We start from the raw sequence: 15,887 nt of genomic DNA on the forward strand, positions 1-15,887 counted from the left end.
ATTTCCGGAGCTCCGCTTTCTTGATCCACAACGCCCGCCCCCGCACGAGGTGACCTTTGTGACCCATCCGACCCATCCGCACGAGCAACCGCCCCCCACGGAATACGAGGACGCCGAGGAGTACGGGGTTTCCGGGGAGCCCCAAGAGCGGGGGCGCGCACACGACGCCGGGCCGCCGCCCACCGAACACGAGGAGCCGCCATCCTCGACGGCCGCCGCGTCGGCCGGGCCGACCGAGGACGAGATCCCCTCGGCGTCCTCGGAGCAGGCCGCGGACGGGGGTCGCGACCTGCGCGGGGACACCGGAGCGCTGCCCGTCTCGCTGCGCGGCCGGTTCCGGCTGAGGGCCGTACTGCGCCGCCCCGGCCATCCGCACCAGGCGGCCGTCTACCGGGTCGAGGATGACCGCGGCAGCCACATCCTGAAGTGGTACCACCGCGGCCACGCCCCGGACCGCCGGGTGTGGGAGCCGCTGCGGGACCGGCCGCGCCGCCACCTCACCCACTTCACCGAGACCAGCGACACCGGGGCCGACGGCCATCCGTACGACCTGGCGCCCTCCTACGGCGATACCGACCTGGCCGGATATCTGCGGGACAATCCCGGCCCGGCCGACCCGGTGCTCATCCACAGCGTCGTACGGCAGCTGCACGAGGCCCTGACCACCCTGCACGAACTCGACATCGTGCACCGGGACCTCAGCCCCGCCAACATCGTGCTCGGCAGCCTCGACCCGGCCGCCCCGGACCTCGTCCTCGTGGACTTCGCCGTCTCCGCCCACGAACCCGCCGAGCGCTACACCCGGGACGAACGCTGGGTCGGCACCGCCCTCTATATGTCCCCGCAGGCGTCGCTGCGCCACCAGTTGATCCATCCGCCCGCCGACTGGTGGTCACTCGGCATGATCGTGGCCGAGATGGCCGGGGGACGCCACCCCATCCGGTTCACCGACAACGACTTCGTCCGTGAGGAGATCAGCTCCCGCGCCCCGGATCTGTCCCTGGTCACCGACCACCGGCTGCGGCTGCTGTGCCGGGGGCTGCTCACCCGCGACCCCGACCATCGCTGGGGCACCGACGAGGTGGCGCAGTGGCTGGTGGGCGGCTCGCCGCCGGTCGCCCCCTGGGAGGCGGGCGCGGCCCCCGGCGCCTCGGACCCGGCGGACGACCCGGACCTCGAACCGTTCGCCTTCCTCGATGAGCGGTACACCCGGCCGAAGCAGTTGGCCAGGGCGTTCAGCGAGAACTGGCGGCCCGCCCGGCAGCTCCTGTCCCGGCGGCGCGGCCGCGCCGAATTCACCCGCTGGCTACGGCAGTTCGAGGGCGTCCCGGGCCGCGACGCCGAGGAGCTGACGGCGCTGCTCGGCCTCCTGGAGCCGCACCACCCCGCGACGCCGCCGCGCGAGCCCAAGCCGGTCACGATGGTGCGGCTGATCTCCTGGCTCGGCCCCACCCTCGACGCCTCCTACCGCGGGGTGCCGCTGGACCACGCGGGGCTGGGCGATCTGCTGCGGGAGGCCGGGCGCGGCGATGAGTTCGCCCTCTCCGTCGTGGCGGACCTGCGGGACCACACCATCCTGCCGCTGCTGGACTCACGGCCCGGCGGCGAAGGGCTCGCCGAGGTGCAGCAGCGCTGGCTGACGGCCCGCTCCCGCTGGCAGCACACCGTGGACGAGGCGCTGCACGCGTCGCCCTGGCTGCGCGACCGCCGCGCCGAGGTGCGCGCCGCCACCCGGCTCGACCGCTACCGGCTCGCCGCGCTCCTCTCGCTCGCCGCGGCCCCGACCGCGCACCGGCGCAGGCTCCGGGAGCGGACCGCCCGTATCCAGGCGGCGTTCCCGCAGCCGATGGCCTGGTACGGCCGGCTGCTGCGCGACCCCGACGACCTGGTGCGGCTGCAACTGGCCGAGTGGCTGGCCGGATTCGCCGAGCAGGAGTCCGCGGAGGCGCAGGGCCGGGTGAACGACGAGCGCGCCCTCCTGCGCCAGGAGCGCGACATGGACGTGGCCACGCTCTGGGTGCGCAGACAGGACATGCTGCCCACGCTCGGCTGGGCCCTCGGCGGAGCCGTCGGCCTCGTCTTCCCGTGGATCTTCGTGATCGGCCTCGGCGATCTGGTGGGCTGGCCAGCCCAGCGCGCCGTGCTGACGGCGTGGATGCTGGCCGTCCCGGCCGCCGCCGCCGTCCTGGCCCTGGAGCTGTGGACGGCATACCGCATCGGCAGCCCCGGCTACCATCCGGACCGCTCCCTGGCCGGGCTGCTGGTCGACCGTGCGCTTCCCGTGGCCCGGTTCATCCGCCGCCCCGGCTCCCGCTTCCCGGTTCAGGGGCTGCTGATCCTCCCGGCCATCGCCCTGTTGTGGGCCACCGTGGCCTACGCCCCCTGGGTGTGGCCGATCGCCACGGTGGCCGTTCTCCTCTGGTGGACCTGGCACCGTACGCGGTGCTGGCGCCGCTATGTGGCGGAGCTGCGCGGCCGGGACGACCGGGTCCGCCCGGGACTACCGAGGGCGGCCGCCCCGCCGACGTCGGGGGGTGCCACATGAGTTCGGGCCAGGCGATCCCCAGCATCGGCGAGGTGATGCCGGAGGTGTACTTCCCCCGGCCTCCGGCCGCCGACGCCCTCCAGCACACGTTTCAGAACACGGTGCCGGACACCGTGCAGAACGCCGTCCCGACCAGCGGGGTGCCGCACCAGACGGTCCAGGGCACCGGCCTGTCCGACCACATCGGCAGCGGTGTCGGCCAGCACATCGGCGACGCCGTGCAGCACGCCGGTGGCCATGCGCTGAACGCCGCCATGGACCAGCTGCACGACCTGATGGTGCCCGCCCTGATCGGCCTCGGCTCGCTCAGCGGGGCGCTGCTCGTCGGCCGCGCCACCACGGCCGGGGCCCAGGTGCTCGCGGCGGCTGCCATCCGCGCCGCCGAGCACCAGGCCGAGCTGCGGCAGCGGCAGTTGGACGCCCGGCAGGCCGCCGAGTGCTGGCGGGAGGCCGCGTTCGCCGCCGTCCGGGCCAACGCCCGCATCGACACCCTGCGCGCGCGCATCCGGCGGGCCGCCACGGCCGCCGGACCCGACGGGCCGCCGGAGCCGCCCGACCTGCCGCCGCCGCTGGCCCTGACCGGTATGAACCTGGACGAGGTGTGGCGACGGCTGGCCGACACCGACCGCCGGCTGCGCCGCGCGGAGGCCGCGTACGCACGCGCCACCATGGAGACCGCCGCCCGCCCGGTGGCCGGAGCGCACCCCGCGGACACCGGCTGGCACACCACCCTGCGGGCCCGCCGCGCCAAGGCCCTGGAGGCGTACGAGGAGGCGGCCACCGAAACCGGGGCGCGCGATGTCCTGCCACAGCCGCCGCCCGCCGCCACCACGGCCACCGCCGCCACCGCGGCCCCCAGCGAGGAGGAGGTGGTGCGGCTGGGCGCGGACCTGCTGGCCACGCTGCCCCGTCAGGTGACGGTGGCCGACTACCGGCTGGTGGAGGAGAAGGTCACCGTCGCCGCGGAAGTGGCCGCCCAGCGGCCCGCCGCGGCCAAGCGCCATCTGCGGGAGGCCGCCCGGTTCGCCGACCGGGTCACGCGCGACGCCGAGCGGCGGGGGGAGACCGAGGAGTGGGCCGCCCAGCAGCTCGCCTTCCTCCGCGCCGACCACCCCGGCACCCCCGTGCCGCTGCCCGACGCCACGGCCGAGATCGCCGTCCTGGAGCGCTTTCTGTACCGGGGCGGGACACTGGAGGAGGCCGAGCGCGCCCGCGTCGCGGCCCGCGTGGGAGAGCAGGCCGACGCGTATCAGCGGATGTACGCCGCGGAGGTGATCCGCGCGGCGGTGCAGCGGTCGGAGCACGAGACGGCCGGATACACCACCTCCGGGGCGGTGCAGTTCATCGACTGGACCCCGCCGGGCTGGGGGGACGGCCACTGGCTGCGCATCGGCGTGGACGCCGAGGGCACCGCCCGGGTCTCCACCATGCACCGCGAGCGCGACCCCGCCGAGGAGACCGACGACGACCTGGACCTCGACTGGCAGCGGTGCGTCGAGGCGCCCGACCACCTGCGCGAGCTGCGGAAGCTGGCCGAACGGGCCGGGCTCAGCGTGCCGTTCGAGTTCGACGAACCACCCGCGCGGCCGGTCCCGCGCACGGCGGCCCGCCCCGCCCATGACCACCGCAGCGGACCCCAAGCCCGCCACCGTGACCAGGAGACGCAGTCATGACCGAGACGGCCACCTCCCCGGGCCGCGCGGACCGCAGCCTCCCGGCCTTCGCCGAGGAGCTGGTCGGCACGCTCAGCGTCCACTCCCAGTACGTCCTGCACGGCAGCATCCGGGACATCCACCTCGTCCGCCACGACAAGGACCCCGACGAGGGCGGCCCCGAGCGGACGTACGACGCCCATCACACCCTCACCGAGGTGTTGTGGAACGCCCTGTGGCAGGAGGGGTACGAGGCGCTGATCCGCTTCGACATCGCCGACGGCTTCACCGTGGTGGCGGGTCCCGCGGCCAAGGAGGTCCGCGAGCTGCTGCACGGGCGGGACGCCACCAGGCCCGGGCGCGCCCGGCGCGCCGACACCCCCGTCCACCTGGCCGACGCCGAGCGGACCCTGAGCGACATCGTCACCGGCTGGAAACAGCGGGGGCGGCAGCCGAAGACACCGGACGGACGCCCCCGCCCGGATGCCGCACAGCGCCAACAGCCCTACCGGGTGGTGCTGTTGATCGACTACGCCGCCCGGATCCCCACCGATGTCACCCGGCTCGGCGATGCGGAGCGTGACTTCTTCCTCAGCTGTCTGAAGCTGGCCGAGGACGCCCGGCCCATCCCCTCCCCCGGCAGCGGGCGGCGGCTGTTCAACCCGGTGATCTGGCTCGCCGACGGGGAGCGCGATCTGCCCACCTGGCTGGTGGCGGGCAGCGAACGGGTCCGTACGATCGGCATTCCGCTGCCCGACCTGGGCAGCCGACGGCGCATGGCCGAGCTGCTGGCCGAGGAGCACACCGCCGCGTCCGCACCCGAGGACGACGGAGACAGCGGGGACGACGGGCGGGTGCGGCTCGGCAAGCAACGGCGGCCGGACGAGCACGACGTGGACACCTTCGCCCGCGCCACCGCCGGGCTGACCCTGCGCGCGATGCGGGAGAGCGCCCGGATGGCCCTCGACCGCGGGCTGACGTTCGCCGAGATGCGGGACGCGGTCCGGGTCTACCAGCTGGGCGTCAAGGACAACCCGTGGCAGGCGGATTACATCCGCGCGCAGATCAAGAAGGGCGAGGCGGATCTGCGGGCGCGGGTGAAGGGCCAGGAGAAGGCGGTCGGCAAGACCCTCGACATCCTCAAGCGTGCCGCACTCGGCCTGTCCGGTGCCCAGGCCTCCCACCCCGGCAGCCGGCCGCGCGGTGTGCTGTTCTTCGCCGGGCCGACCGGCACCGGCAAGACCGAGCTGGCGAAGTCGGTGGCCAAGCTGCTGTTCGGCACCGAGGACGCCTGTCTGCGTTTCGACATGAGCGAGTTCTCCGCACCGCATTCGGTGGACCGGCTGCTCGGCGCACCGCCCGGATACGTGGGCTACGAGGCGGGTGGCGAGCTGACCACCGCGGTGCGCAACGACCCCTTCCGGGTGGTGCTGTTCGACGAGATCGACAAGGCCGACAAGGGGGTGCTGGACAAGTTCCTCCAGGTGCTCGAGGACGGTCGGCTCACCGATGGGCAGGGGGTCACCACGTACTTCAGCGAATGTGTGCTGATCTTCACCTCCAACCTCGGGGTCAGGAAGCGGACCGGCGAGGGCGGGCGCGGGGGGCGGGTGGCCGAGCCCGGTATGCCGTACCACCAGCTGGAGGAGATCATCCTGGCCAATGTGAAGGAACACTTCGTGGAGGGGATCGGCCGTCCGGAGCTGATGAACCGGCTCGGCGGCAATGTGGTGGTCTTCGACTACATCGACGCCAAGGTGGCCGGCGAGATCTTCGACTCCCAGGTGGGCAACATCCAGCGGGTGCTGCGTGAGGACCAGGGGGTGCACCTGCGCCTCTCCGACGAGGCGCACCAGGCGCTGTCCGGCTACTGCACGGCGGATGTGGACAACGGCGGCCGGGGCATCGGCATGCTGCTGGAGACGCATCTGATCAACCCGCTGGCACGGGCGCTGTTCGACCAGGAGCAACTGGTGGGCACGGCGGTGACCGTCACCGGTGTGCGGCCCGCCACGGACGGGACGGTGGCGCTGGACTTGCGGGTGGTACGCACCGGTGGAGCCGCGGGCCCCGGCCCCGGCGGTGGCTGATGAGTGATGGGGCCGCCCCGGCGGGCTGGTGGCGAGAGCCGGACGACGAGGAGGGGGCGGCACCGGCGGGTCCGGCGGAAGCGGCCGAACCGGCGGACGCGGAGGCCACGGGGGCGCGGCCCCGGTCCGAACCCCGGCCCGCGCCGCCCCCGGCCGCCGGGGTCGAGGTGTCCGCCCCCTGCTGGAACTGCCGTGCGCCGGTGGCCCCCAGGGACATCCGCTGCGCGTCCTGCGGCCGTGCGCGCACCCATGCGCTGCTGGTGTGCGCCGAGCCCTGTCTGGAGCTCCGCCACGGCCCGGGCCCACCGCTGCGCCTGGGCCGCCATCCGGACTGGGCGCCGCGGACCGCCGCCGCGTTCGCGGGCTGGAACAAGGTCTCCCGCCACCATGCCTCGGTCACGGTGGAGCCGGACGGCACCGCCTGGGTCGAGGAGCCCGAAGCGGGCAGCCGGAACGGCACGTATCTGAACGGCGCCCGGATCGCGGCGGGTGTGCGGACCCCCGTACGCGACGGGGACCAGCTGCGGCTCGGGCTGCGGATCAGCTTCACCGTACGGCTGTACGGACCGGAGCCCGGCACCGGCTGAGCCGGTGCCGGGCGGGACCGCGGGGCGGCGCCCCCCGTCCCGTGTGCTCATGCCCGCATACCGGGCGGAATGATGACCGCCCGCAGCGGCGAAAGCAGCTGGTTGGCTTCGCCCGCCCCCTCGAACGTGCCCAGGTTGTGGGCCTGGCCGGGCACCGCCTTCAGCGGCTCCTCCCCGCAGCGGTCGCCGAACAGCACCACGGCGGGGTGCGGGCGGTGCCGCCGCGACTGCCACACCAGCCCCTGGGCGTCCGGCACCTGACGCCGGATCTCCCGCGCCCAGGCGCGGGTCTGCGCGTACTCGTCCGTCTCCAGCAGCCAGGAGGTCTGGAACACCGCGGCCAGGTCCTCCTCCTCGACCAGCCGCACCAGGACCAGGTCCTCGGTCACCCGCACCTTGGACAGCGAGCGGGTGGCCGCCAGCGCCCAGGGAACCTGACGCCGTCCCTCGGGACCGGTGAACTCCATGTCCCGCAGCATCACTTCGGCGAGGGCGGTGGTCGGCGCCACGGCCGCGTAGAGATACGGATACCGGTCCTCGGCGGTGGCGTCGAAGCGGTTGCCGCCGAAGAAGGAGTGTGCGGGCCTCGGGTTGAACTCGGTGCAGGCGTAGGTGGTTTCATGACACCTCCACAGCTCGGTGCCCGCGCTCAGGACGAACAGGTTCGGGCTCATGCGCGCGCCCTCGGGGGGCGCCTGCCTCACCATCCGCCGTCTCCGATCAGCGCGGCGGCGGCCTCGGTCAGCCGTGCGTCCGGCACCCGCCCCACCAGGGCGGCGGGCGCGTCCCGCAGCCAGGTGTTGCCGCCGAGCCACCAGTCGGCGGCGCCCCACGGATCCTGGTCCGACAGCAGCATTCTGTTGATCCGCTGCACCACCGGCCGTGGCTCGCCGGTGTCCGGGTCGAACTGGAACTCCGGGTAGCGGTCGCCGCGTTCGGGATCGGACAGCCGGATCAGCCCGGACCCGGTGGGATCCTCGGCGGCCGGTCCGGTGAGCTGTTCCGGGCCCCGCGCGGGGGCGGTGAGCAGCCGTTCCCTTACGGCCCGGGCGATCCCGGCGCTTTCGGGGTCCAGCGTCGGCCAGTCCACGGAGTCCAGCAGCCGGATCAGCTCGGCCAGCCGGTCGGTGTCCGGCAGGACGGCGGAGGGCGCGGTGCCCCCGGACCTGAACTGGTCCAGCCGTCTGCGCAGTTCCATCCCGCGGGGGAGGGGCAGCAGTGCCAGCCGCACCTGCCGTACCGCCCCGCGTACCGCCCTGGCGTCGTCACCGGCGGCCCGCAGCCGCAGCACACTGTCCTGGAAACCGCTGAACTGCGCGGCGGTGAGCGAGGCGCGGATCTCCGGCAGATGGCGGCGCAGCAGCTCCAGGAGATCGTCGGTGGTCATGGCTGTCGTCCTTCCGCGGATGCGTGGGGAGCGGGGTTGCCCTGGTGGATGAACCCGGCCCAGGAGACGGGCCGGGCCAGGCCCCCCGCGTCGCTCTGCGTCTCGGCCAGCAGGAGTCCGGTCAGCCCGGGGACCGGGCGACGGTCGTGGTCGAGCATCCACAGCTGGGCGGCGCGCAGGGCGTCCGGCGGGGCCAGCCCGGCGACGGTCAGCTGGTGGTGGAAGACCACCATCAGCGCGGCGGAGGCGCTGTCCGGGACCTGCCACCGCGAGCCGACCACATCCGTGGCGCCGCGCGCCAGCAGTGCGGTGGTCGGGGTCAGCGCCTCGTCGTGGTCACGGCTGCTGAGGTCCGTCTCGCAGGCGCTGAGCACGATCAGCGGCCCGGTGGCGGTCCGTTCCCCGGCGGGTACGCCGAGGATGCGCGCCACCGTCAGCCTGCCCGGATCCGGGGTGTCCGTGTGGTCCGGGTCCGGGTCCGGGTTTGACAGATGGAGGGCGGAGTCGGTGGGCCGCAGTCCGGCCAGGCCGTGCACCACCAGGTGCAGCAGTGAGGCGGCGGGTCCGGCCGGGCCACCGGGGAGGTGGGAGAGCACGTCAGCGGGTGTGCCCAGCGCGTTCTCTGGCGCGTCCGCGTGCCAGCCGTAGAGCTGGGCCTCGGTGTAGTACGCGCTGCGAAGGGCCGTCACCTCGTCCTGCGCCCAGGTCAGATCCCCGCTGGGGTCGGCCACCAGCACCGCGCGCTCGCTCGCGGGCATCCGGCCGCGCCGGGCGGCCCGCAGGAACTCACCGCCGGACGCGGCGTACGAGACGACCGCGTCCTCGCAGGCGTACGCGTACGGGCGTCGCGGATCGGTCCGTGGCCCCGGGAGGCGGGCGGCGTGCCAGGGGACGGCACCGAGGTTGCCGCACGGCACGAGGACCAGCCGGACGGGCGCGTCGGCTTGCCCGTGCCCGTCCCGCACCGGGGCGTTCAGCGCGTCCAGGACGGGGGCGAGGGCGGCAGGGCCCGCCCAGTCGCACAGCCCCTCCAGCGCCGCCTCCCAGTCGCCCTGGGCCCCGGCGTGGGCGTCCATGCCCCGCTCGGACGCGGCGGAGCGCCGGGCCCCCGCGTCCAGATAGCGCTCCAGCGGCTTACGGCCGAGCGCGCCGAGCCCGGGCAGTGGCAGCGCCATCGGCTGCCCGGTGCCCCGTACCAGGACGGCCACGCCATCGGCGGCGCCCTGCCCGGGCACCAGATACACCAGGGCATCGGCGCCGGTGGCGCGCAGCCCGTCCCGCAACTCCGCGGTGCCGGGGGCGCCGAGCAGCCCGCGCAGCGGCGCCCCGCCGCTGTCCCGCCGCAGCACATCCAGCGCGCGGCGGCGCAGCGTGCTGGGGATCCCGGCGCCGGGGGCGGCCGGAATGACCCGCGCGAGCGCGTTCCGGACCTCCTCCGGGGTACCGCCGCCGATGCCGGGCGCGAGTGCGCCGCCGGTCGGTGCGGCCCTGGGCGGGAGGTCCCGTACGGCGGTCCGCCACTGCTCGGCCAGCTCCGCCTCGCCCCGGGCGGCCAACTGCTCGGAAACTCCGGCAGCCGCGGCGGCGGCGCGCAGCACCAGGCCCCGCCCGTGCTCCAGCGACGCCACGGCCTCCTCGATCCGGCCGTCCACGGCGGCCCAGTGGGCGGCGAGCAGCCCGCGGCTGGCTCCCGCCCTGGCCACCTCGAGGCCGTGCTCGGCGCCGAGCTGCAGCAGCACGTCCTCGGCCAGCACCCACAGTGAGGCATGGGCGGTGGCGACGGCCGTCCCCGTGTCATCGCGCTCCCGGTCGCCGCGCAGCCGGTACGCCTCGGCCAGCTCCCACAGCAGCTTCTGCCGGATGTCCGGGCTGGTGCCCTCGGTGAGCTCCCGTCTGGCCCGCTCCAGCTCCCCGATCGCCTCGTCCAGGTCGGAGCGGTCGCCGGTCGACCTGTGGACGGCGAGCAGCGCGAGGCCGATGCCCTGCCGGATCCACACCCGCTGGTCGGGGGTCGAGGAGGGGCCGTCCAGGGCGCGACGGGCCCGGGTGACGGCCTCGGAGACCCGTACCGGATCCGGTTCGACGATGGAGAAGAGGGCCAGCAGGGGCGCGCACTGGGCGTCCATGAGGGGCTGGGCGAAGGCCGGGAGCCTCGGGTGGTTCGCCGCCTCCTCGAAGTAGGCCACCCCGGCCCGCAGCGCGGGGATCCCACCGTCCAGCGTGGCCAGGCTCAACTGGGCCTGGCCGAGCAGGAAGAGCACCAGGAACTCCCATTCGCCGCTCTCGTCCGACTCCTCCAGCAGGTCCAGCAGCTCGTCCAGCAGGTCCTCCAGTGTTTCGGTGTCCCGCGCGTCCAGCGCCTCGTTGAGGCGCAGCTGTAGGTGCATGCTCCGGGTGCACAGCCGCAGCCCCTCCGCACCGGGCCCGGTGGCGTGGGCGGAGTCGAATACCGCGGAGGCGGGGCCGAAGAGCGCGTCGAGGCGGGCACGCGCCTGGTCGCGGTCCGTGAGGTTGCCACCGAGGATGTTGGCCGCGGCCAGCAGCCCGGGCGACATGACCCCGGCCATCCAGTCCACCCGGCCGGATCCGGCACCGGCGGCTGTGCCGAGCAACTCGGCCGCCTCGGCCAGCCGGTCGGCGTCCCCCGTGCGCACGCCGTGCGCCATGCGGCTCATCGCGGCGCGCATCGCGGTCTCCGCCTCCTCACCGGCCGGGCCCTTGCTCACCTCATGGACCAGGGCCTCCAGATCCTCGGTCCGGATGGTGCCGGGCACTTCGAGCTCCAGCATGAGGGCGGCCTGGGCGAAGGTGAGGGCGGTCTCCTCCCCGGTGGGCTCCGTCGTCGCCCCGGCGTCACCGCCCTCGCCCGTCTCCTCGGATCCGGAGAACTCGGCGGCGAGGCCGCTCAGGGCCCGCATCAGCTCGGCGTCGCGGCCCGGCAGCCGCCGCGCCATCTGCGCGGCCAGGTCGGCCATCTGCTCGAGGTCCTGGGAGCGCACGACGGCGGGCACCCGCTCGAGGAGGTCGGCCGCCCAGAGCAGGGATTCGGCGGTGCCTTCCGCGAGGGTCGGCGCCAAGTCGGTCACCAGGCCGCGCAGCTCGGTCAGATCGGCGGTGAGCTCGGGGTCCCCCAACGCCACTCGGCGCCCCACCTCGAAGGACTCCAGCAGGCGGGACAGCGTGCCGTCCCATCCGGCCGTCATGTCGGGCGTCAGCAGCAACCGCACCAGGTGGAAGGCGGAGGCGCGCTCATCCCGTGGGCCGAGGGCCTTGGGGGCGCGGGCAGCCCGCAGCACCCGCAGGCCGCTACTCCGGTCGTCGTCCGTGGGACCGCGCCCGTAGCGCTCGGCGTACAGGCCGCCGAGCCGGGCGCGTACGGTGCACAGCAGCGGGTCCCCGTCCGGCACGGCCGCCGCCAACTCGGCCTCCAGGCCGCCCAGTTCGACGATGCGGTGGTCGAGCTGGGCGGGATCGGCGCTGGCTGTCGGGGTCTCCGGAGTCTCCGGGGTCTCCGGCGGGGGCGGGGCGATCCAGGCCAGCGCGTCTGCCGCGGCTCGTTCTGCCCGGTCGCGTAATGCCGCGAGATCCCTGTGGTGCATGAGACGTCCCCCTTCGTCATGCCCCTCCCATCATCCGCCCGTCCGCATGAGCACAGGAGCCCTTTGATCGCTCTTTCCGGAAACCGACCAGAAGACATCCGCGAATCGCCCGGCCGGGCGCGTGGCCGCGGCGCCTCGCCGCGGATGGCGCTTGGCAAGTGCCCCTGGCACGGCACCATCCGCGCACGGCAAGGGGGGAAAGCGGACATGAGGTGAACCACGTGACATCCCATCACGCCGGGTGAAACAACTTTATCGATGCGTGACCAAATGTGTGGGCGGCGTGCTCGGCCGCGCCCTACTCTCGCCGGTGACCCAACTTATCTGCACAGGATCCCCGCGGTGAAAAGGGTGAAGCGTACATGTACGGCACGATCGAGGGGTTCAAGTACGGGGCTGCTACCCCGCTGGCGGCCTACCTCATGGCCTGTCTGGGAGGCGCCCTCGGCTTACGCTGCACCGCCCGGTCGGTGCGCACCCAGCGCCCCGGGAAGGCGGGCTGGCTCGCGCTCGGATCCGCGTCGATCGGCTCGGGCATCTGGACGATGCACTTCATCGGCATGATGGGCTTCCATGTGAAGGAGACCCCGATCGACTTCGACCTTCCGATCAGCCTTCTCAGCCTCGCCGTGGCGATCGTCGTCGTCGGCATCGGCGTCTTCATGGTCGGCTACCGGGGCACGTCCCCGGGGGTGCTGCTCTCGGCCGGTGTGTTCACCGGACTCGGCATCGTGGGCATGCACTACACCGGGATGTCCGCGATGCGCGTGGAGGGGCGTCTGGAGTACTCCGTGCCGGTCGTCCTGCTCTCCGTCCTGATCGCGGTCGTGGCCGGGACCGCCGCCCTCTGGGCCGCCGTGACCCTCCAGGGCTTCCGGGCCAGCCTGTCGTCGGGACTGGTGATGGGGGTCGCCGTGACCGGGATGCACTACACGGGCATGGCCGCGGTCAGCGTGCGGCTGGACAATGTGCTCAGCCCCTCCGTGCGCGGTGAGGAGCCCGCCGCGCTCATCCTCCCCATGCTGATCGGCCCGGTGGTCTTCCTGGTGATCGCGGGCACCATCATCATGTTCGATCCGCTGCTCGTCCTGGACGAGGACGAGTGGAACAAGAAGAAGGCGGACAGGGCGCGCAGAAAGCCGCCGCCACCACCGCCCCGGCCGGTCTGGCCGACGTGGCCACCGGAGGAGGAGGCCGCTCGGGCAAGGACGAGCCGCCAGGGCCCGCGCCACGGCCATCAGGAGTACCGCGAGTGGTGAACCCAGGACCGTTCCGGGGCACGGCCGGGCGGCGGTGACCCGCGTGCGGAGCGGCCACCGAGCCGCCACCATGACCACCGCGACCACCGCGACCACCGCGACCACCACGGCCACTTCGCCGCACCCCGTGCACCCCGTGCGCCCTAGTGGAACCGGTGGGTGCCCGACCAGCCGGGATCCCCGCCCATGGCGAAGCGCACCCACGCGCCGTGCGTCTCCGCGGCCAGCGACGGCGGGACATCCGGTCCCAGCAGCCCGTTCGCGGTACGCAGCGCGGGCAGATCGGTGTGGTCGAAGACGAACGGCAGCTCCACGGCGTGACACGCGCCGAACGGCCCGCCCCGCCAGTCGAAGTCGTAGGTGAACGCCTTGTCGTAGCGGGACACCAGCCGCTCACGGGCGTCGCGGAACACCGCGTCGATGGCCGCGCTCTGTTCCGGCCGCCGGTAGAGCAGCGACTCCTGGGTGTTGGTGCCCACCAGCAGGTCGACGGGGTGCGGCGGTGGCGCGTCGTCGAGCCCGTCGAGCACCACACCGAGCGGTGACAGCCTCGGCCCCGCCCCGGACACCTCGGCGAGCGCGGACACCAGCCGCTCGTCGGGGACGTCGGCGAACGCCTCGGCCGTCGCCGGAACGCCCAGCCGGTCCGCCAGGGCCCCGGTCGTCTCCGCGGCCTCCGCGCCGGTCAGGGCGTGGAGCCCACCGCTCTGGCTGATCGCGCCCCGGAACAGCCCGGCCGCCTCGGGCGTCACCAGCAGCGCGCTGACGATCATCCCGCCCGCCGACTGCCCGAACACCGTGACCCGGTCCGGGGCCCCGCCGTAGTCCGCGATGTGCGCACGTACCCACCGCAGCGCCGCGACCACGTCCAGCAGGCCACGGTTGCGCGGGGCGTCCGGCAGATCAAGCCAACCCAGCGCCCCCAGGCGGTAGTTGAGGGTGACCAGGACCACGCCGTCGCGCGCGAAGGACGTCCCGTCGTACACCGGCGCCTGGCCGGTGCCGGAGAGGAACGCGCCGCCGTGCACGAAGACCATCACTGGGGCGTTTCCATCGGTCCGTGGCGTCCAGACGTTGAGCGTCAGATACTCCTCGCCACGCACCCAGCCCGGGCCCATCAGCGGGCTCAGATCCGCAGGGAACCGCCGCTCGGGCGCCGGAGCCGTCGGCCCGGGCCGATCCGGTCCCGGCCCATTTGGTCCAGGCCCATCCGGTCCAGATCCGTCTGGCCCGGACCCGTCGGCGCGGGGTGCGCCGTGTACCGGGGTCGGCGCGGCGAACCGCGCGGCGCCGGTCGGTCCGGCCGCGTACGGGATGTTCCGGAACACGCTCACCGCCATGCCGCCCACTCCTTCACCGCGAACCGCTCGCCGTCACGCCGCACTTCGGCCGCGGATGCACCGGGGAAGTGCGCGGGGAACAACAATGCACCCTCGTCCGCGGCCTCGCCCAGCACCCGGCGCCGGGAGATCCGTGCCCGGCGCTCGTCCTCGTCGAAGCAGGGGCAGTCGTCCGGCTCCACGATCTGCAGCGGGCTGTGCACCAGATCGCCCGCGAAGACGGCCCGATCCGTACCCGACCGCAGCCGCACCACCGAGGAGCCGGGGGTGTGGCCGGGGGCGGGCTCGATGCGCAACTGGGCGTCGACGTCGTAGTGGTCGCCCTCCCACAGGACGGTCTGCCCGGCCCGGTGGACCGGGGCGACGCTGTCCTCGAAGACATTCGCCATCCGGGGGCCGGAGCGGGTCCGATGTCCGTTCACCGGGTTCCAGTAGTCGAAGTCGGCACGGGGGAGTACGTACCGGGCGTTGGGGAAGGTCGGCCGCCACTCGCCGTCCGCCCACGAGGTGTTCCAGCCGACGTGGTCACCGTGCACATGGGTGCAGATCACCAGGTCCACATCGGCCGGGCGGACCCCGGCTGAGGCGAGCTCCCCGAGGTAGTTGGTGTGCAGATGGTGGAAGGGCGGCATGCCCGGCCGCTCACGGTCGTTGCCGATGCCCGTATCGATCAGGATCGTCCGGCCCTCGCTGCGGAGCACCCAGGTCTGGATCATCGTGATGACCTCATCGGCGGCCGGATCCAGGAATGTGGGGGCCAGCCAGCTCTCCTGGGCGCGCCAGTGCTCCGGGGCCACGTCGGGAAAGACAAAGCCACGCGGCAGCCCCCTCGGAGCCAGCTCCACCACGCGGGTGATCTCGACGTTTCCAAGCGTCATGGTGTCCATGTCTCCAGCCTGCGCGTCGGCGGGCGCGGGCGGTATCGGTCATACGACTGCACCACGGGCTAGAGTCAAAGGATGACCATGGTCGGGCGGGAGAGTGAGAGCGCGACCGTACTCGCTCTGACCAGCGGCGTGCTGATCCTCGTGGGAGAACCGGGCGCGGGCAAGAGCACCCTGCTCGGCCTCGCGGCGGATCGTCACCCGGGGTGGGTGCTGCGGATGACGGGCAGCGAGAGCGAGGCGAACCTGACGTTCGCCGGGCTGCACCAGCTGCTGCGTCCGGTGCTGGCGGAAACCGCGCGGCTGCCGGGGCGGCAGCGGTCGGCGCTGCTGGGAGCCATCGGCTTGGGGGACGACTTCGGCGGAAGCGGTTTTGGGGACGCCGGGAGCGATGACATACCTCCCGGGGCCGCCGGGGACAGCGGCGGGAGCCCCGGCTCCGGGGACGGCGACTTCGTGGATACCGGGCGTGGCGGTAAGGGTCTTGGGGGCGCCGGGTGTGAAGTCGTCGGTGCCGGGGGTGCCGGGGGTGCCGGGGGTGCCG

Annotated in this window: 10 protein-coding genes and 1 pseudogene; 6 read left to right on the forward strand and 5 right to left on the reverse strand. The window is 73.8% G+C overall.

Translation table 11 applies throughout. From position 1 onward, the window contains the following. Positions 1-58 precede the first annotated feature (58 nt). Genes VT50_RS26445 through VT50_RS26460 form a run of 4 tightly spaced genes read left to right on the forward strand, consistent with a single transcriptional unit; the run spans position 59 to position 6,874 of the window. Positions 59-2,545 carry a protein kinase domain-containing protein gene (locus VT50_RS26445; protein WP_046087996.1) on the forward strand — a complete coding sequence of 829 codons (2,487 nt, stop codon included), beginning with the start codon at positions 59-61 and terminating at the stop codon, positions 2,543-2,545. Continuing rightward, entirely contained in the window at positions 2,542-4,218 is a 1,677-nt protein-coding gene (locus VT50_RS26450) for a hypothetical protein (RefSeq protein ID WP_046087997.1), read from the forward strand. Before VT50_RS26445 ends, VT50_RS26450 begins: the two co-directional genes overlap by 4 nt. Next, positions 4,215-6,287 (forward strand): AAA family ATPase, encoded by a 2,073-nt coding sequence (locus VT50_RS26455; protein ID WP_046087998.1) that lies wholly within the window; start codon positions 4,215-4,217, stop codon positions 6,285-6,287. The genes VT50_RS26450 and VT50_RS26455 overlap by 4 nt, the downstream gene beginning before the upstream one ends. Further along, positions 6,287-6,874, forward strand: a complete 588-nt coding sequence (locus VT50_RS26460) for an FHA domain-containing protein (RefSeq protein ID WP_053048674.1) — start codon at positions 6,287-6,289, stop codon at positions 6,872-6,874. The genes VT50_RS26455 and VT50_RS26460 overlap by 1 nt, the downstream gene beginning before the upstream one ends. Positions 6,875-6,921: 47 nt before the next feature. Here VT50_RS26460 and VT50_RS26465 read toward each other — a convergent pair whose 3' ends face one another. Genes VT50_RS26465 through VT50_RS26475 form a run of 3 tightly spaced genes read right to left on the reverse strand, consistent with a single transcriptional unit; the run spans position 6,922 to position 11,860 of the window. After that, positions 6,922-7,548, reverse strand: coding sequence for an RES family NAD+ phosphorylase (locus VT50_RS26465; RefSeq protein ID WP_046088013.1), 627 nt, complete (start codon positions 7,546-7,548; stop codon positions 6,922-6,924). 26 nt (positions 7,549-7,574) lie between these two features. Next, on the reverse strand, positions 7,575-8,261 hold the full coding sequence (locus VT50_RS26470) for a hypothetical protein (RefSeq protein ID WP_046087999.1): 687 nt from the start codon (positions 8,259-8,261) through the stop codon (positions 7,575-7,577). Beyond that, the gene (locus VT50_RS26475; RefSeq protein ID WP_046088000.1) at positions 8,258-11,860 is read right to left on the reverse strand and encodes a CHAT domain-containing protein; all 3,603 of its coding nucleotides are present in this window, start codon (positions 11,858-11,860) and stop codon (positions 8,258-8,260) included. Before VT50_RS26475 ends, VT50_RS26470 begins: the two co-directional genes overlap by 4 nt. Before the next feature lie 362 nt (positions 11,861-12,222). On the opposite strand from VT50_RS26475, the gene VT50_RS26480 reads away from it, so the two are divergent. Further along, entirely contained in the window at positions 12,223-13,119 is an 897-nt protein-coding gene (locus tag VT50_RS26480) for an MHYT domain-containing protein (RefSeq protein WP_046088001.1), read from the forward strand. A gap of 143 nt (positions 13,120-13,262) precedes the next feature. Here the strand turns inward: VT50_RS26480 and VT50_RS26485 are convergent, their stop codons facing one another. Beyond that, positions 13,263-14,459, reverse strand: coding sequence for a carboxylesterase family protein (locus tag VT50_RS26485; protein ID WP_046088002.1), 1,197 nt, complete (start codon positions 14,457-14,459; stop codon positions 13,263-13,265). Continuing rightward, a complete protein-coding gene (locus VT50_RS26490) occupies positions 14,450-15,346 on the reverse strand; it encodes an MBL fold metallo-hydrolase (RefSeq protein ID WP_046088003.1) in 897 nt (298 codons plus the stop codon). Before VT50_RS26490 ends, VT50_RS26485 begins: the two co-directional genes overlap by 10 nt. Positions 15,347-15,418: 72 nt before the next feature. Here VT50_RS26490 and VT50_RS40025 point away from each other — a divergent pair. Then, positions 15,419-15,887, forward strand: a pseudogene (locus tag VT50_RS40025) (hypothetical protein); the annotation flags it as partial.

The sequence above is a fragment of the Streptomyces antioxidans genome (genome assembly GCF_000968685.2).
Classification (GTDB): Bacteria; Actinomycetota; Actinomycetes; order Streptomycetales; family Streptomycetaceae; genus Streptomyces; species Streptomyces antioxidans.